A 23,993-nucleotide genomic window follows, 5' to 3' on the forward strand; every position below is an offset into this window, starting at 1 on the left:
GCCGGAAGGCAGAACGCGCTGCGGGACAGAGCGGACTTTCGCTGCGCGCTCAGCCTGGGCAGGACCGAGTGTCTCCTGTGCGCAGAAAGCGGGCGTTGCAAACTCGGTCGTTTGACGTAGCCAGCCGAGGTTTTGTGCTGCAGTGCAGCCCGCCGTTCCGGTCGTTCGCTGCGGCCGCGAGGTTATGGAACCGGTTAACTTACACAGTGCGGGACGGAGCTGACTTTCGCTGCAAGTGCAGCTGATGCAGCCCTTAGTGCCGGGTTTGCTGCAGGTTTCTCGGACGCCAGCAGAAGATTCATCTCGGCGCACGCGCAGGCCTGCCAAATCTTCTGCACTGCGTCCCGATCCTCCGGACCAAAGGGACCCGGTGCCTAACTTCTCTGTGCAAACTGACAAGGTGGCGGCTCCCGCTCCAAAGATCCCAAACGGGGGAATATTGCCAGTAAGCGGGTTCAGCCCGGGTTCAGGATCGACTGAATCTCATCTATACGGGCCTTGGCAGCCAATCTTTCGGGGCTGTTGGGGAACAGGGACTCCATAAGCAGTTCCATTTGCTGGAGCGCGGTGTCCCGGCCGATGCCGCCTTCATGCAGCCCGCACCGCAACCACAGCCCGTCGATCATGACCGAAATCGCCAAGGCGACCTCCTCCGCCCTTTCCCGCTCTGCCAGCTGTTCCAGCGCATGCATCAGGTTTGAGCGCATCCGCTGGTGAATGGCGGTCTGTATCCTCTGGTAGCTTGGATTGTACGGGATCTCCGCGAGCAGCGACAGCCAGGCATGCGCAATCTTGGGAGTAAAAAACTGGCGCGAGAAGTTGGCTTCGATCACTGAATAGACCCTCTCCCAGGGCGTGTTTGAGCGAATCAAGAGCGCGCTGACTTCGCGGGCCAGGTCCGCATTGCCGTAGCGCAGGGCCATTTCCAGCAGCCGGGCCTTGTTTCCGAAATAGTGCAGGACGTTGGTCTTGGAGACGCCTGCGCGTTTGGCGACCTTCTCCACGGTGGTTCCGGAAAGCCCTTCTTCACTAAGGGTTTCGAAGGCAGCCTTGGAATATTCCTCGGTCCTTAGCCGCCACAGTTTGTTCCGCTTCATCCGTCTCTCCCAGAGCTGGCCCGAGTAAATATTTCGTTGACTCGAGTGTCAATGTGTACCTATCAGACTTTTTATAGACCAGTGAGTCTATACAATCAGGGAGAAAAAAATGAAGGCATTCTCGATTTCAGCTGCCCTTGGCATTTCGCTTCTGGGGGCGGGTTTGGCTGAAGCATCCTGCGAAAAAGTTCGGATGGCGGAGCCGGGCTGGACGGACCTGGCGCTCACTTCAGGTGTGGCATCCGTGCTGCTGAAGGGGCTGGGGTATGAGGCGGAAACAAAGGTGCTCGGCACCACGGTTACCTATGAGGCGATGGTCAACGGCGACCTGGATCTGTTCCTGGGATACTGGGACCCTGCCATGGCAACCTATTTTGCGCCCTATATCGAGGGCGATGCCATCGAGACGGTGAACCAGAACCTGGAGGGGGCGAAGTACACCTTTGCCGTGCCGAAGTACGTGTATGAGGCGGGCGTCACCAGCTTTGCCGACCTGGCCGCCCACTCAGAAAAGTTCGGCAGCCGCTTCTACGGCATCGAACCCGGCTCAAACACGCAGATGATGGATATCATCGACACGAATGCCTTCGGGCTGGGCGGCTGGAACGTCGTTGAAAGCTCGGAGCAGGGCATGCTGGCGCAGGTGCGCAGGGCCGTATCGCGGGAGGATTGGGTCGTGTTCCTCGGGTGGGCCCCGCATCCGATGAACGTGGAATTCGACATCGAGTACCTGAGCGGCGGCGACGACTATTTCGGTCCGGACTTCGGGGCCGCGACAGTACATACCCAGACCCGCGCGGGCTATACCGAGGAATGCCCGAACATCGGGCGCCTGATCGCCCAGCTGGACTTTACCGTGCCGATGGAAAGCGAGGGCATGGGGTACATCATCAACGATGGTGAAGATCCCGAAGAGGCTGCGATGCGGCTGATCAAACAGCACCCGGGCATGCTGGACGGTTGGCTGGACGGAGTGTCCACCCTTGCAGGCGGCCCGGGACTGCCCGCAGTCCGCGCCTATACCGGGCTGGAATGACCATCATGGAGTGGCTCATTCCTCACACCGCCAAGGCAAATGGCCAGCCGGTGCAGCTCGGCTACTGGGAGGCCGGTGATCCGGCTGCCCATCCCGTTGTCCTCTTGGTCGGGCTAGGCATGCAGGCGATCGAGTGGCCCGCGGATTTTATCCGGCAGCTGTCGGAAACCCGCCGGGTCATCTGCATTGACAACCGCGATGCTGGAAAGTCGCCGCGCTGCGGTGAAGACAGCGAGCCGCTTGCTGCCGGGATCTGGATGCAGGGCGATACCGCGGCCGCCCAGGATCTGGCCCCGTATTCCCTTTTTGACATGCGGGATGATGTCCTGGCGCTGCTGGACCGCCTGCAGGTCGGCACCTTCGACATCATCGGGTTCTCCATGGGCGGCATGATCAGCCAGCTGGTTGCTGCCGCCGCAGGCCCGCAGGCCGGACGCTTTGTGCAGCTGGCCAGCAACGACGGAACCGCCGAAGTCGATGGCGACGCGGATTCCAGGTGCCGGATGGCGCGTTTGTTCACCCGGCCTTCGGATCCGGAACTGATCCGGACATACCTGCTGGAAGACGCTTTGGCCTATGGCGCGGGCCGCCTCACCGACACGCCGGAGCTTCGGAGCGAAGTCAACGCTGCTTTCTCCGCTGGGTATTCTTGCGGCGGTGCAGCCCGCCACGCACTTGCGGTTCTGACCACACCGGACCGGCGGCCGCTGCTCAAGTTAATCCAAAGCCGGACATTGGTTCTGCACGGCGACCACGACAGCTGCATTTCCCCGCAACGGGGCGCGGCAGCGGCCGCGCTGATCCCTGATGCGCGCTTCGAACTGCTGCCGGGCGTCGGGCATGTTCTGGATCCTATGATGTGCGATGCCGCCCTCAACTGGCTGGAGCCGACTGCAGGCACAAGTACAAGAATTGGAGAAAGCCATGGATTGGCTTGAAACACATAAGATCCCGGTCGGCCATTGGGCAAAGCTGATGGTCGACTGGCTGACCGGCAACATGGCCTGGTTCTTTGACGGGCTGTCAGAGGTGATCGGAGCCATCGTCGCAGGCACTCTTTGGCTGCTGCAGATGCCGCATCCGCTGGTGCTGGTCGGCCTGGTTTCAGGGCTGGCCTGGTATTTGCACCGCTCGCTGACCTTGACTGCCTTTGCGGCACTCGGCCTGCTTCTGGTCATCAACCAGGGGTACTGGATCGAGACCACAGAAACACTGTCTCTGGTGCTCGCGGCAACCACTATGTCGATGCTGATCGGCGTGCCTGTCGGGGTTCTGGCTGCCGGGCGGCCTTGGCTCTACCAGCTTCTGCAGCCGCTTCTGGATCTGATGCAGACGATCCCCACCTTCGTCTACCTGATCCCGGCGCTGGTGCTGTTTGGTCTCGGTGCGGTTCCGGCCTTGATTGCAACAGTTGTGTTTGCCGTCCCCGCCCCGATCCGGCTGACTTACCTTGGCATCTCCTCAACGCCGCATGCGCTGGTGGAAACTGCGGATGCCTTTGGCGCCACCCCGGCGATGGTGCTGTGGAAGGTGAAACTACCCTGGGCCATGCCTCAGATCCTGGCCGGATTGACCCAGACCATTATGCTGTCGCTGTCGATGGTCGTTGTGGCTGCGCTTGTCGGCGCCAGCGGGCTGGGCGTTCCCACCCTGCGCGCGCTCAACCAGGTCAATGTCGGCAAGGGCTTCGAAGTTGGCATTGTAATTGTTATCGTTGCGATCCTTCTGGACCGCCTGCTGAAAGCCGGGAGGAGCTGATATGGAACAGCCGGTCATCAAGTTCGAAAACGCCAGCATCGTGTTCGGCGACAATCCGAAATCCGCACTGCCGCTGATGGACGCGGGCCTGAGCCGGGAAGAGGTCCGGGCCGAAAGCGGGCAGATCCTGGGGGTCCACAACTGTTCGCTCGAGGTGCAGGAAGGTGAGATCGTGGTGCTGATGGGCCTGTCCGGCTCCGGCAAGTCGACCCTGCTGCGCGCCTCCAACAGGCTCAATCCGCTGGCTGCCGGCACCGTGCATCTGCGCAGCAAAGGCGGGCTTGTGGACCTGGCCGCCGCCTCTGCCGCAGAATTGCGGAGCCTCCGCCGCCATGACGTGTCGATGGTGTTTCAGCAGTTTGGCCTGCTGCCCTGGCGCAGCGTGCTGGAAAACGCGGCCTTCGGGCTGGAGGCTGCCGGTGTGCCACGGGAGGAGCGGCTTCAGCGGGCCATGCGGCAACTGGAGAAGGTGCATCTTGGGCAATGGGCCAATACCAATGTCTCAGAGTTGTCGGGCGGTATGCAGCAGCGGGTGGGCTTGGCCCGCGCCTTTGCCACCGACGCGCCGCTCCTGCTGATGGATGAGCCGTTCTCGGCGCTGGACCCGCTGATCCGCAACGAGCTGCAAGACGAACTGCTGGAGCTTCAAGCGGACCTGAAAAAGACGATCCTTTTCGTCAGCCACGATCTGGACGAGGCGATCAAACTTGGCAACCGGATTGCGATCATGGAAGGCGGCCGCATCGTGCAGTTGGGCACGCCGCAGGAAATCGTGCTGAAGCCGGCCACGGACTATGTGCGGAACTTCGTGTCCCACATGAATCCGATGAATGTGCTTCATGCAGCCGAAATCATGAAGCCGGTCAACGGTACCATCCCCTCCGGCGCGCGGGTGCGCGATGTCGGCACGACGGTAAAGGACCTGATGCGGGCGCAGCTGATCGATGGCGGAGAGTACTTCGTGTCCAATGGCCGCGACATCATTGGCAGGCTGGATCATTCTGATATCTTCAAGGCCCTGCTGCGCGAATAGCGCAGCAGGGTTTCCCGGCGCAGAACCAGCTTATTGCTTAGAAAAAACAACAGCGTGGCGACCCCCTCCCATTTTCTTAAAGGCGTATCTTGAAATACCCCTACATAGGGATAAATACCAAAGCATGAAACGAAACACACATGACCGCGAAAACATGGCCTTGGTTCTGGCCCTCCTGCGCAATGCCCAGCAGTTCCACCGGACGATCGGCCCGGTATTCCGGGCCGCTGGACTGACAGCGTCGCAATGGGACGTGCTGGAAACCCTCAGCAACAAGGGCCCGATGACCGTAAATGCGCTGCTGGAACGGGCGCTGGGAACCTCCGGCAACCTGGATGTGGTGATCAAGAACCTGATCCGCTCCGGGCTTGTCGAAAAATCGGTCAGCGATACGGACCGGCGCAGCCGCGTCCTGTCCCTGACAACCGAAGGCAGGGCAAAGGTCGAAACCTTCCTGCCCACCCACAACGCCGCGCTAGCGGAGATCTTTGAAGGCCTGCCCGCCGACGGCAAGCGCCAGACCATCCGGATGCTGAACCGGCTCCGCCGCAGCATGCACCACACCCGAAAGGATCATACTGATGAGTAATCGCACCTTCCTGACAGCGCACAGCGTGATCTACGCTTTCTTTGCGCTGGCGCTGTTCTTTGCGCCCGGCCTGTTGTGGCCGAACTACGGCGTCGAGCTGAACGACCGCTACGCCTGGTTCCTGTCGCAGCACAACAGCATCTTTCTGGGCGGCATCGCGGTCATCAGCTTCCTGTTCCGCGATGCGCCCTCCGGCAGCGGCGAGGGCCGCAAAATCCTGACCGGCCTGATGTGGACCAACCTGCTGGGCCTCGTTGTCACCTTCTACGCCGGTGCCACAGGCATTTTCACGGGCTTCGGCTGGTCGGATCCGGCTTTCTTCGCCCTGCTCTCGCTTCTTTGCTTCCTGCAGCTCCGCAAGGGCTGACCCGCTACAACGCAAACACCGCAACACGTTTTCCCTCAACTCCTCAAAAGGACCCACGCATGAGCACTCAGAAAATCTGGGACATCCACCTCACCTATGATGGCCCCGTCACCGAAGAATTCCTCCAAGGCGCCAAACAGCTTGCCGAGAGCATTGCCCAGGAACCGGGCGTTGTCTGGAAAATCTGGACCCATGAGGCCGGCACCAATCACTTTGGCTCCACCTATCTGTTCAAGGATCTGGAGCATCTGGAGGCCTACAAGGCCATGCACATCCCCCGCCTGAACGCGATCGGCATCGAGGTCGTCAGCGACCACGTGTTCGACGTGATGGAAGAACTCAGCCGGATCAACCGCGCGCCAGTTGGGACAAGTTCGTAGACCGGCCCGCTGGTCCTGAGTGCCTCTCCTGACCGCAACAGGAGAGGCCTTCCCAATCCGGGTTCATTCTACAATTTCTTCCCGCCTGAGCCTCAGTTGCGGCAAATAAACCTTGGTTCCAGGGCTAGAACGAACAAGTAGGGTAGCCGCTATTCGCCATCCCGGTAGTTTACAGCAAATGCCGACCCGTCCTTGGCGGCAATGGACTCTATGCCCGGTAGGACGTCAGTGTTATGCGCAGCCAGAACGGCCCAGCCATTGGCCAGGCGCCGTGCAAAGAACACCATTATTGCAAAACGGTCCCCGAGGGTATCACCTGCCTTGCCAATCTGCCCTGCCAGTTTTCAGCGGGTGTGAATGATCGCGGTGTCGCCGCCAACCCGCCGGACCTTGATACCCCGGGCAGTAATCTCTGAGTGCCGGAAGAACGTACTGAGCCCGTAGGGGCAGCAGCTTTGCGAGCTTTCTGAGGTTCCGGGCGGTGGCTGCGAGGTGGAACTCGTCCCGCGCACCGCATGGGCCGCGTAATCGGAGCCGGTCAATCCCAAGGATCCGCTTCTGGTGCGCAAACAGCATTTCCACCTTCTTCCGGAGTTTGCAGGAAATCGCATATTGCTTCGTCTGGGCGATTGCACGAGCCACATCGCTGGAGGGTTCATAGATCGACCGGGTCACCTTACGCTGAGGGGCTTTTGGACAGCAGCTTGGTTTCAAGCCACAGGCATCACAGTCGGACTTACGGGCCCGGTAGCGCAGCATGCCATCCTGATCCGGCTTGGCTTCCCTTGGTTTCGAGAACGCCCGGCGATATTGCCTGAGCTCCTTGCCGCCTGGGCAGACGTAAGCGTCGTTCGCGGCGTCATAAATGAAGTCGGCCCGCTCGATTGTGCCGTCCTTACGGCCGGATTTATCTACCACCGGGATATGCGGTACAATCCCCCGCTCTTCTGCCAGCCAGTTCAGCATGGGGCCGGTTCCATAGGCCGTATCGGCTATCAGCCGCTCGGGCTTAAGACCAAAAGTATCAGTGACCCGGTCCACCATCGTCCGTACGGCGCCAACCTCGGCCTGCCTGATCGAACGGGTGGCCTCGATATCCAGGCTCACAGCATTGCCGGTGCCGATCAGGTAGTTCGCGGAATATGCAAAATAGGCAGGTCCGCCCCGCGCGCCCGGTCCATTGCGAGGCAGGGTCAGAATGCGATGTGAACTTCGGCTTCACCGGGCTGGCCGCGCCAAAGGCGGCGTCATCAAGTGTGTCCAGATACTCCCTGACAGCGCGCGGCGCATCCGCCGGGTCAAGCGTCGCCGGTTCCCAATCGTCCTGCGGCGAGGAGTTCTGCCGATTGGCATCCGCCTGGATCAGGCTGGCATCCGCGGCAAAACGCTGGCCGCTGGCCAGCCCTTCCTCAATGCAGCGCGCGACCACGGTTTCGAAGACATGCCGCAGGAGATCGCGGTCGCGGAAACGCCCACGCCGGTTTTTCGAGAAGATCGAGTGATCCGGCACCGGATCGGTGAGATCGAGGCGGCAGAACCAGCGGTACGCAAGGTTCAAGTGAACTTCTTCGCAAAGCCGCCGCTCGGATCAGATGCCCATAGCGTACCCCACCAAAAGCATTCGGATGATCAGTTCCGGATCCAAGGACGGCCTGCCGGTCGTGCTGTAATAGGGAGCTTGGTGCTGGCGGAAAACGGACAGGTCCACAAACTGGTCAATCACTCGCAGCATGTGGTCACTCGGCACATGATCCTCAATGGAGAACTCATAGAACAGTGCACCTTGAGCTTCCTGCCTCGGTCCCATCATCGCCATCAATCCCGGATACCAATGTGAAGATTGAATCAGCGTTCAGACCGCAAGCCAACCTGAGTTTTTCAACGGAATAGGCTCTTTGCAGACCTCGGATGCCGCGCAGCATCGGCACGACCAAGGGCGCTTATTAAAACGATGACCGGCCCTTTGCGGACATTGAGTGGTGGTGGGCGGCTCCTCAGCGCAGCACGCGATATCGGACATTGGCAGGTAGCGCGGCCTGAAAACCCACAGCGTTGCCAATCAGCTCTGGCTCTCCTTTCGGTGCCACCATTCCTCCAGGCGGTTGCAGATCATGCCGTCCCGGGAACTGGAAAAGACTAACCGGAATACCCCGTCCAGTTTTACAAGCCTCCCAGAGGCTTTGCGCCTGAATACGGCCTGCCATCCTGCAATTGCTGTGTTCCCTGCAATACACCAGATCTGCGCTGAAAACCTGATGTCTTCCTGCGCATCTGCCGCACCTTCTTGCCAATACTGCCTGATTTGTTCCCGGCCCGTCAGCGGTTCGCTGAACGGGGTCTCATGGTATTCTGCAGCAACCGTGAACAGGGCGGCCGCCTCGTCCGGGTCGCCTTCGATCCAGGCTCTGCCATAGGCCTTCAGCCAGTCTTCAACATCCTGTTCTCTCATGCCCGCTTCCAATTTTGGCAAGTGGCTAACGCAATATCCTTTACGCGCTGCAGCAGGCCGACAGCTCTGCCGCCGGCCCGAAAAGTCACACGGCCAGAGACTGCGCGACCTTGATCAGCTTTTCCTCGTCGATGTCGTACATGTAACCGTAAATATTGGCGTGTTTGGGGGTTCCGGCGGAGTCCCGCATCAAAAGGACATCATGCTCAAGGGAGGCAGTGTAGTCGCTGATGCAAATGCTTTCTGCCGGGTAAAGCTGTTCAATATCGGCACCATGTTCCTGATTGTAGGCGTCAATGATCCCCTCTTTGGTGAACGAAGTGGCGCCGCAATGGGTGTGGTGAACGATGACGATGTTCTCGATCCCGAACAGGTGCTGCGCCACTGTGACGGACCGCAAGGCGTCATAAGCCCGGCCTCCTGCCACGCAAACCTCGAAGACATTTGTTGTCGAAGCGATTTTGCTGCCATTGCCGTCGGTGACGATCTCTCCGGGGTGGGTCTGACCGAACTCTTCAGCGACCAGCCGCGGCACTTGGGCGATGCGCGGGTCATAGCAATAGACGACCACGGTTTTCAGCGGCACCGCCTTGGCGAATTCCTTGCGCACCGCCGCTTCGTCAAAGCCGGGTTGCTTGGAAAAGGCATAAGCATCGAAGCTCTGATGATTGCCACACATGTTAGTCTCCTTTCTTCAGGTTAGAAAACCGCTGCAAGCGCGCGCTGCACCGGGGGGCGCTCCTGCGCCTCACGGTACCAGCGCCGGGTGGCCGGCAATTCCTTAAGGCGGCCGGTGCCCAGCAAGTGAATCATGGGAAAAGCGGCACAGTCCGCCGCTCCGAAACGGGTGCCTCCGAGGAAACTGCAGATGCAGAGCCGCTGCTCGATGGCCGCAAGCGCGCGTGTTGCCCGCGCCTCGCCAAAGGCTAGGCCGGCGCTGCTGCCCTCTTCGCGCTCCAGGCTGAGCCCGAAATTGACGGGTGCCACCAGGTCGGTCATCACCAGGCTCAGGGCTTCAAGTGCGCGGGCGCGGTCCGCCCGGGAGACTGGCAGCAACTGGCCCGACTTTTCGGCCAGATACAGTAGGATCGCCATGGATTGGCTCAGGGTGATCTGGGCGCCGCAAGGGCCTTCGCTGTCGATGATCAGTGGCACCTGGCCCATCGGGTTGAGGGCAAGGAACCCGGGCCTGTCCTGATCCCGCTCGCGCAGGTTCACAGGCACGGCCCGGTAAGGCAGCCCGGTTTCCTCCAGAGCGATCAGCACCCTGTAAGTGTTGCCGGTGGTCCATCCGTAAAGATCAATCATTTCCCCCTCCCGCTGCCGGTGCCGGGCTGTGATCCAGCTTGATCTGCAGCTCCTTCATCACCGCGCCGTAGCCGCCGGCCATCAGCCCGGTGACCCGGCCTGCGTCGTGGTTCAGTTCAACCGTGATCTCGCTTGGCGAAGCGGGCTCCATGAAGTGGCCCTGCTCGATCAGCAGCTTTGGCCTGCGCACGCCGAGGTGGTCATAGAGCGCGCAGGCCAGCGGTCCGGCTGCCATGCCGGTGGCCGATTCTTCGCTGATCCCGTAACGCGGTGCAAACATGCGAGCGGTTGCGTCAGCAGAGGTAGCACCGGGATCCGTCGTGAACACGTAAATGCCGATCAGATCCAAGGCGTCGCTGATGGCCTCGAGCTGCGCCAGGCCGGGTTTCACCGCCTTGAGCGCGGCACCGTCTTTGACTGCAACCAGCACAAAACTGTTGCCGGTATTGGCCAGTTTGGGAGAGAAGCGCGGATCCAGATCCTCCGGCGTCAGCCCCAGTGCGTTCAGCACATCCTGTTCCTGAACGCCCCGGTCCGCCCAGTCCGACGGGTCTTCGTACCGCGGTGCCAGCTGCTCCATATAGGCGGCGCCATCCCGGATGATGATCTTGCGCGGGCCGTCCACGGTCTCTTTCGAGGTCGCCCCCTCACTCACCCGTCCGAGCTCAGCGAGATAGCTGAAGGTGGCGATGGTAGCATGGCCGCAATGGGCAATGCGGCGTGTTGGAGTGAAGAAATCCAGCTTGAACCCTTCAGTTTTGGATCGGGACACAAAGGCGGTTTCGGACAGGCCGACCTTCTTCGCAATTTCAAGCATTTGCGCGTCGCTGAGGCCGTCCGCATCCAGCACAACGCCAGCAGGGTTGCCACCGGTTGCCTGCGACCGGGCGCCGGCGCCATCACCAAGGCTCTTAAGGTCCATTTCGCTTAATCCGTCGCGCCCGGCCTCCAGCAGTTCAGGATCGCCACAATCCTTGAGCGTGACAAAACCATTGACGATACGGGCGGTGACTGTGGCTTCAATGCGGGTCATGCTTTCGGCTCCTTTTCATGAATTGCCGTCAGCATGATCCATCCCTTGCCAGGAATACATTGATATAACTATGATCCTGATTCATGAAACAGACCGACAGCCTGCTGCCGAAGCTGATCCAGAGCTCACCCTTGCTGGAGGCAATAGCCGAAGAGCAGAACTTCACCCGCGCCGCGGAGCGTCTCGGCATTGAGCAATCGGCAGTCAGCCACAGGGTCAAGGCGCTGGAAGAAGCGCTTGGGGTGCCGCTGTTTGACCGCACCACCCGCCGGATCATGCCGACCGAAGCCGGCCGAATCCTGTGTGACGCCGCGCAGCACAGCGGCAGCGCCTGGCGCGCTGCTCTCACCCGGCTGCATGACCTGAAGACCAGCCGCAGTCTGCGCCTGTCGGTTTCTTCCTCAGTGGCGATGAAATGGGTTGTGCCCGCCCTGCAGCGCGCGCAGGACAGCGGACTGGATCTGCTGGTCGACGTGGATGATCGGCTGGTCGACCTGCACGCAGGCGAGGCCAAGGCGGCAATCCGCTATGGGCTGGGCCCCTATCCCGGGCTGCATTCCGAGCCTCTGCTGCAGGCGGTTCTGCTGCCCGTCAGCCGGCCCGGCTATCTTGGGCCGGTACCGCTGCAGGACTATTGCCGCCAGCCCGGCGCCCGGCTTCTGGTGGATCGCTTCGGCGAAAGTGACGGCACCGGTTTCAGCTGGCAGGAATATTTTGCCGGCCGCGGCTGGGATATTGAGTTCGAACGCTCCATCAACGCCTTTGCCCGTGCCGATCTTGCCATCCAGGCTGCCATTGGTGGCATGGGCATTGCGCTCGGGCGCAGCCTGCTGGTGGAAAATGATCTTGAGGCTGGATTCCTGGAAGTTGTTGGCAAGCCGGTGAAATCCCGCGCCCGCTACTGGCTGGTCACCMCCCCCGCCAATGCTGCCACCGATGGGTATCACGCGTTGCGCCAGTGGGTTCATGAAGAGATTTCAGTAATCCACGCGCAGCAATCAAAGCTGTTCAGTACGGGCTGATTCCCATATTCATGAAGCGGGCTCATGTACATATGGTTCGCCCCGCGCCCTGTTTCTGAGCTAGCCAGGAGGCAGATGCTCAGTTCAGCGGGGATGCGGCATGCACTATGTCTTATGCGATGTTTTCTCGGACGGCCCGTTCTCCGGCAACAGCCTGGCGGTTTTCCCAGAGGCCCGGGCACTGGACGGCCGGCAGATGCTGCAACTGACCCGGGAGCTCAAGCACTTTGAGTCCGTCTTTCTGACCGGGCCCGTCCTCGTAAACGGCAGCCGCCCTCTGCGGGTTTTCGATCTGGAAGAGGAGCTGCCGTTTGCCGGCCACCCTTTGCTGGGCACCGCGGCCGTGCTGCATCACCTGGAGCAGCCCGCTGAAACGGCTGAGACCGCCTTTGCTTTGGGAGACCGCCAAGTGACTCTGCGCTCCGCCCGCTGTGCGGCCGGGTTTGACGTTTGGATGGATCAAGGAAAGCCTCTGTACCTGGCAGAGCTGAACGGCCCCGCCGCGCGGGAGCTTGTCAGCTGTTTCTCACTGGCGCCGGAGGATCTGGCCCCAGACCTGCCGTTGGAAGTCGTCTCGACCGGGCTGCGCTATCTGGTGGTGCCGGTCCGGCAGGGCTTGGACAGGGCGGCCATCCGTGTCCCGGATCTCGAGCAGCGGCTGGCGGAGGTAGGCGCGCAGTTTGCTTACCTGTACGACGTCCGCCAAAACGAAGGGCGCCATTGGACCAACGATGGGCGGATCGAGGACATTGCAACCGGCAGCGCCGCAGGCGTCATCGGCGCTTATGCCCATAAACACGGGCTGCTGAACGCGGCCACCACGTTGGAACTTAAGCAGGGGCAGTATGCAGGCCGCCCCAGCCGTCTTTCTGTACAGGTCGAAAGTGGACCCGATGGGATCTGCACTGTCCGAGTTGGCGGTCAGGTTTCGATCCTGGGCACCGGCCGGTTCGAGGTGCTGCCATGACGCCTGCCCTGCGCCATATCACCCGCGAAGAAATCGCCGCCCGGCTGTCCCACGCAGCCCTGCTGTCACCGGTGCGCCAGGCGATGATTGCCTACAGCACAGGCAAAGCCACCGCGGCGGCTCAGGTGCTGTTCCCGGCGCCGGGTGCCGATGTGCATGTCAAAAGCGCAGTTCTGCCTGGCGCCCCCATTTTCACCGTCAAGCTCGCGGGCTGGTCGGAAAGCCTGAAAGCAGGCACCGGCAGCGGCCATAGCGGGCTGATCCTCGCCTGCTGCTCCAAGACCTGTCGGCCGCTTGCGCTGCTGCACGATGGCCACCTGATTTCCGACTACCGGACCGGCGCTGCCGGCGCTTTGGCCGCGCACAGCTGCCTGTCCGCCGGCCCGGTGGATGCGGCGCTGCTGGGTGCCGGCACCCAGGCGCGCCATCAGATCCAGGCGCTGGCGCAATTGCGGGAAATCCGCAGCCTCCGCATCTGGGCCCGTCGGCCAGAGGCAGCCAGATCGCTATCAGCTTCCTTGCAGGCCGAGTTTCCGGCAAGCCGGATCTCCACCGCCGGCAGCACTGCCGAAGCGATGCGTGGAGCCAGGTTGGTTGTCTGCGCCACCGCCGCCACAGAACCCTTGTTTCAGGCCGCAGATGTGAAGACCGGACAGACAGTTATCAGCATTGGCTCTGATGACGAAACCAAATGCGAGATACCCGCCGCTCTGCTCGCCCGGGCCGACAAGGTCTTTACCGACAGCCTTGAACAGGCCCGCGCCTATGGCAACGCAGCCCGCGCCCTGTCTTTTGGCCTGACGGAGGCAGAACTTGGGATGCAGGAATTGGGCGCTGCCTGGGCCAACAATGACCGGCTGCGCAACAACGGACGCCAAGTCATCGCTTGCAGCCTGACCGGGCTGGGCGTGCAGGACCTTGCTGCGGTTTCAACCCTGTTCAACTGGGAAACACCCCGGGCGAACTCCGCACCCGCTTAAAAGACCGGATAACGGCGGCAGCCTTAAGGAACCCGCTGCGGCGAGCGGGACCTGCTTCCGCCTTTTCATAATGATCGATGTGAAAACAGGAGACACGAAAATGACCGACACTCTGGGCTGGAAAATCGAAGGCCATTCGTTCCGGGACGGCAGCCTGCTGGCAGATTGGGAAAAAATCTACCAGGACAACACCTGGCACTGGCAGTACGACACCCACGAAATGACCTTCGCCATCTACAAACACGACGGTCAGTACTGGAAACTGTATCATGCCCGCTTTGTGCAGCCCGGCGCCGATGAATATTCTTATGGCTTTGGCGGCCAGTCATGCAGAATGGTGGAGGTGGAATACACACGCCGTGCGCGCTCGACCCATTCTCACATGCTGATGGAAAAGTGCGACCGCCAGTGGATCCGGACCTACGAATACGACCCCGCGATCATGACCGTCATCACCGCCGGTGAGGAGAACGGAAAATACGGCGCGCCCTATACCGAAATCCGCAAGAAACAGTGGGCCTGACCATGGCCGGGCCTCTCTGCATCATCACCGGCGTCGGCGACGCCACCGGCAGCGCCACGGTGCGCAAGTTCATCTCGCAAGGCTACCGGGTAGCCATGATCGCCCGCAACGCGGACCGCCTGCAGGCGCTGGCAGACCAGCACCCCGGCACAAAGGCCTATGCCTGCGACCTTTCCGATCTGCAGGCCTTTGAAACCTGCCTGACCAGGATCGAGGCGGAAATGGGTGTGCCTCGGGTACTGGTGCATAATGCGGTGTCGCATAGTTTTGGCCGGTTCCGCGAGCTGGATCCGCTGGAGATCGAACGGAACTTCCGGGTCAACACTACCGCCTTGCTGGTCTTTGCCCGCTTCTTTGCGGACAAGATGGCCGCCAGCGGCGGCGGGGCAATCCTGGCCACCGGCAATACTGCATCGCACCGCGGAGTGCCGAACTACGCGCTGTTTGCCCCGACAAAGGCCGCACAGCGCAACCTGTGCGAGGCGCTGGCGCGGGACCTGGGCCCGGAAGGTATCCACGTTTGCTACCTGTCGGTGGATGCCGCCATCGACGTGACCTGGCTAGGCGCCAGCGACGCAGAGCGCCCCAGCTGGCTGGTGCCGCCCGCAGACTGGCCGCATGCGCGGGAGGATTTCTTCGCCCATCCCGACGGCATCGCCGCAGAGATCTATCACTTCACCCACCAGCACCGGACCACCTGGTCCTTTGAGACCACAATCCGCCCCTTTACGGAAAAGTGGTGACCCCGCAGCCGCGGCAGGTGCTCTATGCCCGCCGCGGCCTCAAGCAACAGGAAGAGCACCATGGGAAGGCACAAGGAATTCGACCCGGACGATGCCGTGGAAGCTGCGCTCAAGGTGTTCTGGCGCAAAGGCTACCATGATGCCTCTCTGCAGGATCTGATCGCCGGCACCGGTGTCAAAAACTACGGTCTCTATTCGGTCTTCGGCTCCAAACACGGCTTATACTTGGCCGCTTTCGACCGCTACAACCGGGACGTACCGCCCTCCGGCCCCGAAAACGATCGTCCAGATGGACCAAAGCCCGGTCATGCACTAACAATCAAATTGGACCACTCAAGTGGGGCTGATCAGTGGGCTTGGATCAGCCATCTCAATGCCTCCAATGCCGCAGGCACAAACGCAAACGGCCCCGCTGGTACGGAGCATAACATCTCGTTTATAATGTAGTTTTTTGGTTGCGGGAGCAGAATTTGGACACTATTTCATTCAAGCCCGATAACTGGCGGATGCGTTGCCAGCCGCCATCCATTGCAAGCGCAGTCTAGTTTTCTCTTAAGTCCGCTTTGCGCAGGAAGCTGCCACTGCAAAGTTGCGAACCGTCTTCGCCCTTCGGAACCTGACCGGCCCAATCCCGACCCTGGCAACGGTATCCTGATGCTGCGGTTGCAGCCCGCAATCCGGCCATTCGCTGCGAGCGCATCATAGAAAGCTATTCAAACTCACACTTCGCGGGACAACGTGAGCTTATCCTTCAAGCTGCATAAATTTAGGAATTGCTCTATTTGCCTGTGGGGAACCACTGGAACAATAGCATGACATAGTTTCCTGCAAGAATTGCCCCGGGTGCGGCCGTACCCCGTTCGCGGCAAGGGCCGCGGAGACGCGAACAGACGGCAAGGTCCTGCTTCCAGCCCACAGACTAGTGAATACCATTTGCCTTCTGCAGTTCCCGCACATACCGGGTGATGCCCTTAACGTCGCCATCCGTCAGCCCCTGCTGCGGAGGCATGCTGCCGAATTCCCAGTGGTGCGCCCGCACGCCATTTCGGACAGCCAGCAGGAAGGCAGCGTCGCCATGGTGCGAGGGTTCATAGATCTTATGAACCAGCGGCGGCCCCATGCCGTTGCGCCCCGCAGCATTCTCTCCGTGGCAATCGGCGCAGACCGCGTCAAAGGCGCGCTTGCCGATCAGTGCGGTTTCGCTCAAATCCGCCGGCAACTTAACCGCGCTGAGCGGCGCACCGGGCTCCAGAACAGAGCGTTGCGCGGCCGCATCATTTCTACCGGTGCTGTTGTACACAAAGAAGGCTGACGCCGTTAACACGGCTGCGGCAACTGCGATGGCAATGGTTTTCCTCATGGTGTTCTTTTTCTCCTATCCGGGGAATGAAATGCCGCTTACGGCCGGAACTGTGCAATGACTCTGCTGCCTTGCTGCGGTCGCCGGCCCGGACGCCCCGCCGGAGCGGAACGCGAAAGCGCGTATTTCCTGGTAGCGGATCCGCACGTCCTCGCTTTGCTGGTAGAAGCGGAACAGATCCTTCAGCGGGGAGGAGAACTCCTTGTGCGCCGTCAGCATCGCCACCAGCGCGCCCAGCGAGACCCGCTCCTGCAGCACGAAGTAGCCGCCCAGGGAATAGAACAGGAACGGGGTCAGGGCGGTAAGGAAGTTGTTGATGGCCTTGGCCAGGAATTTCAGCCGGTGGATCTGCAGGCGCAGATCCTGCAGCTGCCGGAAGTTGCGCGCAACCGGCAGCGCGCCCTGGCCGCCCGCCCGCATCTGCATGTCCAGATGGCCGCCAAGCTGCCGCATCACGCGAATGCGTTTACGGGACACGGCATTCACCCGCCGCTGCAACCGCGGCACAATAATCAGTTGCAAAGGCAGCACTGTGAGCGCAGCAGCCGCAAGGATCGGATCTTGCGCAAACATGAACAAGAGGATTGTTGCCAGGGTTCCGCCCTGCAGCAGAGGAACGGCCAGCAGTTCAGAGGCAAAGCCGCCAACGGGTTCAACCTCGGGGCCGAGCACCGGCATGATGGCAGGCTGGCGCTGCGCAGGCTGGTCTCGCCGCCACCGGCGGTAAACCGCAAGGCGGAGCCGCCGTACAAAGTTCTCGGCGACCCGCCCCTTTAAAATGTTCAGCCGGAATTTGGTGAGGCCGTTGAGCGCAATCACGGCCAGATAGGCACCACAGAGCAGAAACAGCAGCGAGACTTGCGGGAAGTCGTATCCCAGAACCGCAACCGTCCCGACCTGGCTTTCAAAAACACGGTTCACGATCTGCTTGGGCAGTTCGAGGGTCAGGTAGAGGATCGGCATGGCAGCCAGACTGAGCAGAACCAGGGCAACCTGCTGCCGTCCGGTGGCGTGCAGGATATGGCCCGGCAGGCTGGCCCGAATGCTGCTTGCCTGCCCCAGTGCCGCGCGGTCAGGTGCCGGGACGGCCTGAAAGCGCCTGCGCAGCAGCATGGCCGCCTGGACGGCCAGGGTTGCCGCCAGCATCGCGGGAGCCAGGACCAGCACCAGATGCATCATCGGGTGCAGCCAGGCAGGCGCACTGCTGTCATAGCTGAAACCCAGCGCCGCCGCCGCGTCATGCGCAAGAGTGTGGAATTCAGGCATCATTTTCTCAGGTCTGAGTTCCGGGAAGCGGGGGGCGCCCGCCTCCCGTCCGGGATTACTTCAACGCTGTCACGGTCAGCTTGCCCTTGATCCGTTCGGCAGTGAATTCGATGGCGTCGCCGGCCTTCAGCTGGTCCAGCATCGCGTCATCGGCGACCCGGAACACCATGGTCATTGCCGGCATCTCCAGGTCCACCAGTTCTTCGTGTATGATGGTGACCTTGCCGGACTTGGCGTCGACCTTTTTAACCGTGCCCGCGGTAAAGGTGCCGCCGCCGTCCGCCAGCACAGCGACCGGCCCATGCATGCCGGATTCATAGTGGCCCGGGATCAGGCAAGCGAACTCGAAGGTGCCTTCGTTGGAGAAGGTCCAGACCACTTTCCCGCTGGCGCCCGGATCCAGACGCACTGAGTTAGGGTCGTCATGCTCCATCTCCATCTTGGCCATCATCGCCTTATGGTGGACATTGCGCTCAGCCGTATCCAGCACGAATTCATGCTCCAGCTCACCAGCGTTGGTGATCACGAATTTCACCGTCTCACCTTTGGCAAAGGTGAAGCTCGACGGCTCAAACAGCATCTCGCCGTCATCGGTTTCCCTCATGGTGACAGCGACTTCACGGTCTGCATGTGAGGCCTCGCCGGGTTTGCCGACTTCCATACCGCCGTCATGCCCGCCGCCATGGGTGCCGCCGGCCAGGGCCGGAGCGGCGGAAAGAGCGGCGGCGAGGGCTGCGGAAAGGATCTTGTTCATATCTGTTTCCTCTTCAGGTTTGGTAAGGTGCCAGGGCTCAGCCCTTGGCAGTTGGTTTCGGGGTAATGCGGGTTTGCGCGTCTTCCACGCGGGCAAAGTCCGGCAGCTCGCCAGTCCACTCATAGGTCTGGGTTCCGGGCGGGTTCTCGTACCAGCCGGGGTCGCTGTAGTCGTTTGCATCAATGCCCTCGCGCACCTTCACGACCGAGAACATGCCGCCCATTTCCAGCGGCCCGTGGGGGCCCCAGCCAGCCATCATAGGCACGGTGTTGTCGGGCAACGGCATCGACATCTCGCCCATATCCGCCATGCCTGCGGTGCCCATCGGCATGTATTCGGGCTGCAGATTGCGGATCTGGCCCGTCAGCTTGCGCTTGTCGGTGCCGATGAAGGTCGGCACGTCGTGGCCCATCGCGTTCATCGTGTGGTGCGACTTGTGGCAGTGGATTGCCCAGTCGCCCGGATGCACCGCGTCGAACTCATAGGCGCGCATGGCGCCGACGGGGATGTCGATCGACACCTCCGGCCAGCGGGCGCTTTCGGGCACCCAGCCGCCATCTGTGCAGGTGACCTCAAAGTCATAACCATGCATGTGGATCGGGTGGTTGGTCATGGTCAGGTTGCCGGTCCTGACCCGCACCCGGTCGCCCTGATTGACCACCAGCGGGTCGATGTCCGGGAAGATCCGGCTGTTCCAGCACCACAGGTTGAAGTCCGTCATCTCCATCACCCGCGGCACATAGGAGCCGGGGTCGATATCAAAGGCGTTGAGCATGATCAGGAAGTCCCGGTCCACCCGCATGAAATCCGGGTCCTTGGGATGCACGATGAACATGCCCATCATCCCCATCGCCATCTGCACCATCTCATCCGCGTGCGGGTGGTACATGAAGGTGCCGGATTTGATCAGGTCGAACTCATAGACAAAGGTCTTGCCCGGCGGGATGCCCGGGTGGCTGAGGCCGCCGACCCCGTCCATGCCTGAAGGCAGGATCATCCCGTGCCAATGCACCGAGGTATGCTCCGGCAGCTTGTTGGTGACAAAGATCCGCACCCGGTCGCCCTCCACCGCTTCTATGGTGGGGCCGGTGGATTGGCCGTTATAGCCCCACAGATGCGCGATCATGCCTTCGGCCAGCTCGCGTTCGACAGGTTCGGCGACCAGGTGGAACTCCTTCACTCCGTTGTTCATCCGGAACGGCAGCGTCCAGCCGTTCAGGGTGACCACGGGGTTGTAGTCCGGCCCGGTCGTGGGGGACAGCGGCGGCTGAGTTGCTGCGCTGTCCATTGTGGCGGCTTCGGGCAGACCCATGTTGGCGGTCTTGCCCCAGGCCTGACTGGACACCAGAGCCGCACCTGCGGCGCCGGCCCCAAGCAGTTGACGTCTGTTCATCATCTCATGTGATCCTTTCAATGGCCTGCACCGCCGCCGGCGGCGATTTCAGTACTGCCGCCCTGCGGGGCTGATCCTGCGCCGCCGCCGTAGATCGCGGCGCTGACATTTGCCTGGGCCAGCCAGAAATCGCGTTTGGCATTGGCCGCCTCCAGCGAGCCCGCCAGTTTTTCGCGCACGTCGGTCAGCAGTTCGAAGGTGCTGGAGATCATGCCGTTGTAACTGAGCAGCCCTTCCTCCTCGATTGTCCGGCGCAAGGGCACCAGCACGTCGCGGTAGTGGCGCGCGATCTCAAAGGAAGAGTGATAGGCCAGCTCTGCGCTGCGGGCTTCGGAGCGGACATTGACCGCCCGTTCAGCCAATGCGTTGGCCGCCTGCAAATAAGCCAGCTCCGCCTTGCGCATCCGGGCCTTGCCGGTGTCGAAGAGCGGAATGGCGAATTCCAGTTCCAGCTGCGGCAGGGTTTCGGTATGGGTTTCCCCATCCTCCCGCTCGCGCTCCGCCTCGGCCCCGGCAATCAGCTCCAGATCGGTGACCAGCCGGGTCCGGTCCGTCAGGCCAAAGGCGCGGGCCTGCGCCTCCAGCCCAAGTTTGGAAACCTTCAGATCAACGCGGTTTGCCAGCGCTGCCTTTTCGATCGACGCCACTCGCGGCAGGGATTTCGGCAGGACCGGCAGAGCGTCTGGCACAAAATAGCTGGCATCGCTGCCCCACAGGCCCATCAGCCGTGTGAGCTCCTCCTTGGCCAGCTGCGCCTCCAGCCTGGCACGGGCGACTTGGCCTGCAAGCTCTGCATTAAAGGCAAACTCCCGCGCCTGCCCCGCCTTGTTCAGCGCACCGGTCTTGCCCAGCTGGCTGGCCAGCTCGGCCCCCGCTGCCGCTGTCCCGCTGGCTTGGCGCAGATAGCTCAGCCGCTCAAACGCGGCCACGGCATTGATCCAAGCCGCCCGGGTCTGCCCAGCCAGCGCCAGCGTGTCGTTGACAGCATTCAGCTGCGCCTGCTGAAACTGCGCCTCAGCCACCGCAATGCGCTGTTTGCGGGTCTTCACGTCCAGCAAATTCACGGCAATGGTCGATTCCAGCGCCCGGTACAGGCCCAGTTCCGGCGCGCCGATCCCCATCAGGCCGATGGAGACCACAGGGTTCTCCGGCGTCATCTGCTGCCAAACATCAGCTGCAGAAAGGCCAACCGCGGCATAAGACGCTTGCAAACCCTTGTTGTTCAAAAGCGCCGCCTGCACCGCGGTATCGGCAGAGATTGTCTTGCCATGAACCAGCTGCCGGACTTCCTTGGCCAGCGCTTCGTTCTGAGCCTGTGTCTGGGCAAAGGCCGTGCGTTTGCCGATCGCGGCCGAGGTCTGGCTCGCGATCTCCTGAAACCCGGCCTGCGGACTGGTGAATTTGTCCGGCACCGCTGCTGAACAGGCGGCCAGCACCAGGGGCGACGCGAGTAGGACGCGCCAAGTTTTCGCTGACATCAATGGTTCTCCTGCTGCTGCTCGTTGACACCTCGCCAGGACCCAGGGCCGCTTGGCTCGTAAGTTTCAAAACCTGAGAGGGGAGATTGGTAGTTCAGGGAGCGGTAAGGTCCGGATTGCGCGGCGGCATTTTGCAAGGCTGAGGTATCGGGCAGCGCTGCCGGTGTCCTGGCGCACGCTCCCAGCAGCAGGGCGCCCGCCCCGGCCAGAAAGAGAGATTTCATGTGGTGTTCCTGAAAATATCTGCACGGTTCCTGCATCTGCATGCAGGAGGGTGTTAGTGCCCGTTCAAACGGTTAAGATGTCTCAGGCTTGCGGAGGGCGCAGGAGTGCGGGCTGCCCGCGGGACGGCAGCTGTGAATTCTCCTGCTTCCAATGTACAGGCACCGCCAGGGAGGTTTTCTCCGGCAAGAAGGTCAGCACTGCATCCGCCATGCAAGAACCTGAACAGCAGCTCCCGATGTCACCGGTCTGAGGATTTTCCTGGCCATGGTGCGCGCCGGTCTGGGCTATTTCATGCCCCGTGCCATGCAAGGCGTCACCGGCGTGACTCTGACCAGTTTGCAAGACTGCAACGTTGCCGTGATGGCCGGAGATGGTATGCGCGGCGGAAGGCAGCGAAAACCCCAGCGCAAGGATCACAGCCAATGCAGCAGTCACCCTGATCAGCCGGAAGATATGTGCCACACAAGCCATGAGGTTATTTCTCATGACAGGACCACCGCGCGTCAAGTCGGCAATCATGCGTTCCGGGCACAAATTTGCTTATTTCAGAGACGTTTTTCCTAAGTTTTCTGGTCTGAACGCAACCCGCTTAGCGGCCCTGTGAACCTTCCTGTGCAGGAAGGTCGCCGTCAGCCGGAGAGGGTGATTCGGAGATGAATAAACCAGCATAGAAGGCAAACCTGCTGCACCGGAAAAGCCAGTTTCTGAGGACTTGCAATCTCAGGAGACCTTTCGGCACAAGCCGGACCTCCAGTTCTTCCGGTAGCGCTGCAACGCAGCATGCGTTGACTCGGGCTCTTGGGTAATTCAGGTTATGCGAGCATACGCCGAAACAGCAGCCAAGGCGAAGGAACTTGGCGACCTATGGGAAGGTTCGGCATGGCGGGACTGCCTGTCTGACCACGAATTGGCAAAGGTGCTCGGTGTGAATGTGACGGATCGCATCCTCGCGCGCGTCGATAGCCGGATGAAATCCGGCGAAGTCACCGCAGCCGAAGCCGAAGCCGCCGTTACACGCACAAGCGAGCTTGTGGCTCTTGTTCCAGGATTGCTGGAGAAGGCGCAGAAGTAGACAGACCTTGAAGCCGAGCTTCCAGCATCGCTCGTGCAGCTTACCGAGCAAGTCGAGTATGGCCACCAATTCAAAGACGCCTTGGCCAGCTATCAGCAATGCCAAATGGAGGAGGCTGAACAGCAAGCTCGCTTGGATATTCGCGAGCGCTGGAAAACCTTTATCTCAAAAGCTTCTTCCAGGTTTTCTGCTGCAGAGGCCGCGCTTTCCAAAGCCAAGATCAATGACATCGATGCCGAGTACAAGTCCATGTACAAGGACATTATGAAGGTTGGTGGCGTTGTGCCCGATCTGCAGCGCGCCGATGACAAAGAAGACCTGAATGTCGAACTCAGCGATTTCCATTGTCAGCGCAAGGTATCCGCTCGCGCACTGCTCTCCGAGAGTTACCGAAACGCTCTGGCGATATCCGTCTTCCTAGCGGCGGTGATGAAGCATTCCGGCGCGCCGCGCTTTGTTGTGCTTGATGATGTGACCTCAAGTTTTGATGCCGGGCACCAGTTCTATCTTATGGAACGGATCAGGACCAAACTGCAGCATCCGCAGAACGCAAACGGGCTGCAATTTATCATACTGAGCCACTATGGACTTCACCCAGTCCCGCACGAGAAGGGCGTACTGCCGCGTTGAGATGTGCAGACGATCGTGAAATCGGCCCGGCCAGAGGTATTCTGAGCCGACCATCATCGGTTCCTCCATCCATCGCGAGAGCGACTTGCGCGTGCCCTCCGTTATCTCGAAGCGTACTGGTTGCTGTGTCTTGCTCCGGACAATCGAGGCGCGTTCCTTGACCTGGCCCGAGGCGTCGACATCCGCGACCCTCAGTTTCACTAGGTCACAGCTACGCAGTTTGCTGTCGATGGCCAGGTTGAACAGGGCGAGATCCCTGTGGTTCAGGGCAATCTCCAAACGGACGCGAATGGCCCAGACGTGTTTTGGCAGGAGCGGCCGCTTATGACCGACAACGCGCCCCTTGTTCCAGGCTGGGCGGCACGCGCGAATGGCGGGTAAATTGGCAATAGGCATGATAGGCCCTCCGATCCACCACACCCTGCCACGACACCAATCCGACGTTGGTGCATAATCCTATCATGCTGATCCAGCAGCGCGGCTAGTTGCGGTTAGATCAACCGGGCGATGAGTTGGGGAAGTCTCAGGCC

27 protein-coding genes and 2 pseudogenes are annotated in these 23,993 nt (G+C 61.0%); 15 read left to right on the forward strand and 14 right to left on the reverse strand.

Annotated features, from left to right (window positions below):
• Window positions 1–455 precede the first annotated feature (455 nt).
• Window positions 456–1,097: a transcriptional regulator BetI gene (gene betI, locus A9D60_RS20645; protein WP_065269330.1), complete on the reverse strand. Its 642-nt coding sequence runs from the start codon at window positions 1,095–1,097 to the stop codon at window positions 456–458.
• A gap of 109 nt (window positions 1,098–1,206) precedes the next feature.
• Between betI and choX the strand changes: the two genes are divergently transcribed.
• From choX to A9D60_RS20680, 7 genes are all read left to right on the forward strand, one after another.
• Window positions 1,207–2,133: a choline ABC transporter substrate-binding protein gene (choX, locus tag A9D60_RS20650; RefSeq protein WP_065269331.1), complete on the forward strand. Its 927-nt coding sequence runs from the start codon at window positions 1,207–1,209 to the stop codon at window positions 2,131–2,133.
• 5 nt (window positions 2,134–2,138) lie between these two features.
• Window positions 2,139–3,071, forward strand: coding sequence for an alpha/beta fold hydrolase (locus tag A9D60_RS20655; protein ID WP_175392998.1), 933 nt, complete (start codon window positions 2,139–2,141; stop codon window positions 3,069–3,071).
• Entirely contained in the window at window positions 3,058–3,891 is an 834-nt protein-coding gene (gene choW / locus A9D60_RS20660; RefSeq protein WP_065269333.1) for a choline ABC transporter permease subunit, read from the forward strand. Before A9D60_RS20655 ends, choW begins: the two co-directional genes overlap by 14 nt.
• Window position 3,892: 1 nt before the next feature.
• Window positions 3,893–4,924 carry a choline ABC transporter ATP-binding protein gene (choV, locus tag A9D60_RS20665; RefSeq protein ID WP_065269334.1) on the forward strand — a complete coding sequence of 344 codons (1,032 nt, stop codon included), beginning with the start codon at window positions 3,893–3,895 and terminating at the stop codon, window positions 4,922–4,924.
• Between the two features lie 124 nt (window positions 4,925–5,048).
• The gene (locus A9D60_RS20670) at window positions 5,049–5,513 is read left to right on the forward strand and encodes a MarR family winged helix-turn-helix transcriptional regulator (RefSeq protein WP_065269335.1); all 465 of its coding nucleotides are present in this window, start codon (window positions 5,049–5,051) and stop codon (window positions 5,511–5,513) included.
• The gene (locus A9D60_RS20675; RefSeq protein WP_065269336.1) at window positions 5,506–5,880 is read left to right on the forward strand and encodes a hypothetical protein; all 375 of its coding nucleotides are present in this window, start codon (window positions 5,506–5,508) and stop codon (window positions 5,878–5,880) included. Before A9D60_RS20670 ends, A9D60_RS20675 begins: the two co-directional genes overlap by 8 nt.
• A 59-nt stretch (window positions 5,881–5,939) precedes the next feature.
• A complete protein-coding gene (locus tag A9D60_RS20680; RefSeq protein WP_065269337.1) occupies window positions 5,940–6,260 on the forward strand; it encodes a monooxygenase in 321 nt (106 codons plus the stop codon).
• Window positions 6,261–6,704: 444 nt separating this feature from the next.
• Here the strand turns inward: A9D60_RS20680 and A9D60_RS25680 are convergent.
• The 5 genes and pseudogenes from A9D60_RS25680 to A9D60_RS20715 all read right to left on the reverse strand — a co-directional run.
• A pseudogene (locus A9D60_RS25680) lies at window positions 6,705–8,070 on the reverse strand (IS1182 family transposase); the annotation flags it as partial.
• A 249-nt stretch (window positions 8,071–8,319) separates the two neighbouring features.
• Window positions 8,320–8,730: a nuclear transport factor 2 family protein gene (locus A9D60_RS20700; protein WP_141117994.1), complete on the reverse strand. Its 411-nt coding sequence runs from the start codon at window positions 8,728–8,730 to the stop codon at window positions 8,320–8,322.
• A gap of 64 nt (window positions 8,731–8,794) precedes the next feature.
• On the reverse strand, window positions 8,795–9,388 hold the full coding sequence (locus tag A9D60_RS20705; protein WP_065269341.1) for a carbonic anhydrase: 594 nt from the start codon (window positions 9,386–9,388) through the stop codon (window positions 8,795–8,797).
• Window positions 9,389–9,408: 20 nt separating this feature from the next.
• A complete protein-coding gene (locus A9D60_RS20710; RefSeq protein WP_065269342.1) occupies window positions 9,409–10,017 on the reverse strand; it encodes a glutathione S-transferase family protein in 609 nt (202 codons plus the stop codon).
• On the reverse strand, window positions 10,010–11,050 hold the full coding sequence (locus A9D60_RS20715) for a PhzF family phenazine biosynthesis protein (RefSeq protein ID WP_254656754.1): 1,041 nt from the start codon (window positions 11,048–11,050) through the stop codon (window positions 10,010–10,012). The genes A9D60_RS20710 and A9D60_RS20715 overlap by 8 nt, the downstream gene beginning before the upstream one ends.
• Before the next feature lie 83 nt (window positions 11,051–11,133).
• Here A9D60_RS20715 and A9D60_RS20720 point away from each other — a divergent pair, with 83 nt between their 5' ends.
• From A9D60_RS20720 to A9D60_RS20745, 6 genes are all read left to right on the forward strand, one after another.
• A complete protein-coding gene (locus A9D60_RS20720; RefSeq protein WP_065269343.1) occupies window positions 11,134–12,072 on the forward strand; it encodes a LysR family transcriptional regulator in 939 nt (312 codons plus the stop codon).
• A 100-nt stretch (window positions 12,073–12,172) separates the two neighbouring features.
• Entirely contained in the window at window positions 12,173–13,039 is an 867-nt protein-coding gene (locus tag A9D60_RS20725; protein ID WP_065269344.1) for a PhzF family phenazine biosynthesis protein, read from the forward strand.
• Window positions 13,036–14,019: an ornithine cyclodeaminase family protein gene (locus A9D60_RS20730; protein ID WP_065269345.1), complete on the forward strand. Its 984-nt coding sequence runs from the start codon at window positions 13,036–13,038 to the stop codon at window positions 14,017–14,019. Before A9D60_RS20725 ends, A9D60_RS20730 begins: the two co-directional genes overlap by 4 nt.
• 100 nt (window positions 14,020–14,119) lie before the next feature.
• A complete protein-coding gene (locus A9D60_RS20735; RefSeq protein ID WP_065269346.1) occupies window positions 14,120–14,542 on the forward strand; it encodes a hypothetical protein in 423 nt (140 codons plus the stop codon).
• Between the two features lie 2 nt (window positions 14,543–14,544).
• Window positions 14,545–15,285 (forward strand): SDR family NAD(P)-dependent oxidoreductase, encoded by a 741-nt coding sequence (locus A9D60_RS20740; protein WP_065269436.1) that lies wholly within the window; start codon window positions 14,545–14,547, stop codon window positions 15,283–15,285.
• A 60-nt stretch (window positions 15,286–15,345) separates the two neighbouring features.
• Window positions 15,346–15,732 (forward strand): TetR/AcrR family transcriptional regulator, encoded by a 387-nt coding sequence (locus A9D60_RS20745; protein ID WP_065269347.1) that lies wholly within the window; start codon window positions 15,346–15,348, stop codon window positions 15,730–15,732.
• 472 nt (window positions 15,733–16,204) lie between these two features.
• Here the strand turns inward: A9D60_RS20745 and A9D60_RS20750 are convergent, their stop codons facing one another.
• The 7 genes from A9D60_RS20750 to A9D60_RS26705 all read right to left on the reverse strand — a co-directional run bounded on the left by A9D60_RS20750 (window position 16,205) and on the right by A9D60_RS26705 (window position 22,280).
• Complete coding sequence (locus A9D60_RS20750; protein WP_065269348.1) at window positions 16,205–16,645, reverse strand: c-type cytochrome; 441 nt, start codon at window positions 16,643–16,645, stop codon at window positions 16,205–16,207.
• A gap of 15 nt (window positions 16,646–16,660) precedes the next feature.
• Window positions 16,661–17,911: an ABC transporter ATP-binding protein gene (locus A9D60_RS20755; RefSeq protein ID WP_175393000.1), complete on the reverse strand. Its 1,251-nt coding sequence runs from the start codon at window positions 17,909–17,911 to the stop codon at window positions 16,661–16,663.
• A gap of 55 nt (window positions 17,912–17,966) precedes the next feature.
• Window positions 17,967–18,665: a copper-binding protein gene (locus tag A9D60_RS20760; RefSeq protein ID WP_065269350.1), complete on the reverse strand. Its 699-nt coding sequence runs from the start codon at window positions 18,663–18,665 to the stop codon at window positions 17,967–17,969.
• Window positions 18,666–18,702: 37 nt separating this feature from the next.
• Window positions 18,703–20,061, reverse strand: a complete 1,359-nt coding sequence (locus A9D60_RS20765; RefSeq protein WP_065269351.1) for a multicopper oxidase family protein — start codon at window positions 20,059–20,061, stop codon at window positions 18,703–18,705.
• Window positions 20,062–20,075: 14 nt separating this feature from the next.
• A complete protein-coding gene (locus A9D60_RS20770) occupies window positions 20,076–21,536 on the reverse strand; it encodes a TolC family protein (protein ID WP_065269352.1) in 1,461 nt (486 codons plus the stop codon).
• Window positions 21,536–21,760, reverse strand: a complete 225-nt coding sequence (locus tag A9D60_RS20775; protein ID WP_083194293.1) for a hypothetical protein — start codon at window positions 21,758–21,760, stop codon at window positions 21,536–21,538. The genes A9D60_RS20770 and A9D60_RS20775 overlap by 1 nt, the downstream gene beginning before the upstream one ends.
• A gap of 82 nt (window positions 21,761–21,842) precedes the next feature.
• Window positions 21,843–22,280: a hypothetical protein gene (locus A9D60_RS26705; protein ID WP_175393001.1), complete on the reverse strand. Its 438-nt coding sequence runs from the start codon at window positions 22,278–22,280 to the stop codon at window positions 21,843–21,845.
• Between the two features lie 295 nt (window positions 22,281–22,575).
• On the opposite strand from A9D60_RS26705, the gene A9D60_RS26265 reads away from it, so the two are divergent.
• Together A9D60_RS26265 and A9D60_RS26710 are read left to right on the forward strand one after the other, a co-directional pair.
• A complete protein-coding gene (locus tag A9D60_RS26265) occupies window positions 22,576–22,833 on the forward strand; it encodes a hypothetical protein (RefSeq protein ID WP_065269355.1) in 258 nt (85 codons plus the stop codon).
• Window positions 22,834–22,866: 33 nt separating this feature from the next.
• Window positions 22,867–23,463: a hypothetical protein gene (locus A9D60_RS26710; protein ID WP_065269356.1), complete on the forward strand. Its 597-nt coding sequence runs from the start codon at window positions 22,867–22,869 to the stop codon at window positions 23,461–23,463.
• Here the strand turns inward: A9D60_RS26710 and A9D60_RS27105 are convergent.
• Window positions 23,416–23,859, reverse strand: a pseudogene (locus A9D60_RS27105) (integrase); the annotation flags it as partial. The gene A9D60_RS26710 and the pseudogene A9D60_RS27105 sit on opposite strands and share 48 nt — an antisense overlap.
• Window positions 23,860–23,993 lie beyond the last annotated feature (134 nt).

The organism is Leisingera sp. JC1 (assembly GCF_001679925.1).
Lineage (GTDB): Bacteria > Pseudomonadota > Alphaproteobacteria > Rhodobacterales > Rhodobacteraceae > Leisingera.

Bases quoted from the DNA above. Each gene is read 5' to 3' on its own strand.
- A9D60_RS26265 (WP_065269355.1), top strand. From the start codon at position 22,576: ATGCGAGCATACGCCGAAACAGCAGCCAAGGCGAAGGAACTTGGCGAC.
- A9D60_RS20670 (WP_065269335.1), top strand. From the start codon at position 5,049: ATGAAACGAAACACACATGACCGCGAAAACATGGCCTTGGTTCTGGCC.
- A9D60_RS20750 (WP_065269348.1), bottom strand. From the start codon at position 16,645: ATGAGGAAAACCATTGCCATCGCAGTTGCCGCAGCCGTGTTAACGGCG.
- A9D60_RS20655 (WP_175392998.1), top strand. From the start codon at position 2,139: ATGGAGTGGCTCATTCCTCACACCGCCAAGGCAAATGGCCAGCCGGTG.
- A9D60_RS20760 (WP_065269350.1), bottom strand. From the start codon at position 18,665: ATGAACAAGATCCTTTCCGCAGCCCTCGCCGCCGCTCTTTCCGCCGCT.
- A9D60_RS20735 (WP_065269346.1), top strand. From the start codon at position 14,120: ATGACCGACACTCTGGGCTGGAAAATCGAAGGCCATTCGTTCCGGGAC.
- A9D60_RS20740 (WP_065269436.1), top strand. From the start codon at position 14,545: ATGGCCGGGCCTCTCTGCATCATCACCGGCGTCGGCGACGCCACCGGC.
- choW (WP_065269333.1), top strand. From the start codon at position 3,058: ATGGATTGGCTTGAAACACATAAGATCCCGGTCGGCCATTGGGCAAAG.
- betI (WP_065269330.1), bottom strand. From the start codon at position 1,097: ATGAAGCGGAACAAACTGTGGCGGCTAAGGACCGAGGAATATTCCAAG.
- A9D60_RS20755 (WP_175393000.1), bottom strand. From the start codon at position 17,911: ATGCCTGAATTCCACACTCTTGCGCATGACGCGGCGGCGGCGCTGGGT.
- A9D60_RS20680 (WP_065269337.1), top strand. From the start codon at position 5,940: ATGAGCACTCAGAAAATCTGGGACATCCACCTCACCTATGATGGCCCC.
- choV (WP_065269334.1), top strand. From the start codon at position 3,893: ATGGAACAGCCGGTCATCAAGTTCGAAAACGCCAGCATCGTGTTCGGC.
- A9D60_RS20745 (WP_065269347.1), top strand. From the start codon at position 15,346: ATGGGAAGGCACAAGGAATTCGACCCGGACGATGCCGTGGAAGCTGCG.
- A9D60_RS20715 (WP_254656754.1), bottom strand. From the start codon at position 11,050: ATGACCCGCATTGAAGCCACAGTCACCGCCCGTATCGTCAATGGTTTT.
- A9D60_RS20730 (WP_065269345.1), top strand. From the start codon at position 13,036: ATGACGCCTGCCCTGCGCCATATCACCCGCGAAGAAATCGCCGCCCGG.
- A9D60_RS20705 (WP_065269341.1), bottom strand. From the start codon at position 9,388: ATGTGTGGCAATCATCAGAGCTTCGATGCTTATGCCTTTTCCAAGCAA.
- A9D60_RS20725 (WP_065269344.1), top strand. From the start codon at position 12,173: ATGCACTATGTCTTATGCGATGTTTTCTCGGACGGCCCGTTCTCCGGC.
- A9D60_RS20710 (WP_065269342.1), bottom strand. From the start codon at position 10,017: ATGATTGATCTTTACGGATGGACCACCGGCAACACTTACAGGGTGCTG.
- A9D60_RS20765 (WP_065269351.1), bottom strand. From the start codon at position 20,061: ATGATGAACAGACGTCAACTGCTTGGGGCCGGCGCCGCAGGTGCGGCT.
- A9D60_RS20775 (WP_083194293.1), bottom strand. From the start codon at position 21,760: ATGAAATCTCTCTTTCTGGCCGGGGCGGGCGCCCTGCTGCTGGGAGCG.
- A9D60_RS20675 (WP_065269336.1), top strand. From the start codon at position 5,506: ATGAGTAATCGCACCTTCCTGACAGCGCACAGCGTGATCTACGCTTTC.
- choX (WP_065269331.1), top strand. From the start codon at position 1,207: ATGAAGGCATTCTCGATTTCAGCTGCCCTTGGCATTTCGCTTCTGGGG.
- A9D60_RS26705 (WP_175393001.1), bottom strand. From the start codon at position 22,280: ATGATTGCCGACTTGACGCGCGGTGGTCCTGTCATGAGAAATAACCTC.
- A9D60_RS20770 (WP_065269352.1), bottom strand. From the start codon at position 21,536: ATGTCAGCGAAAACTTGGCGCGTCCTACTCGCGTCGCCCCTGGTGCTG.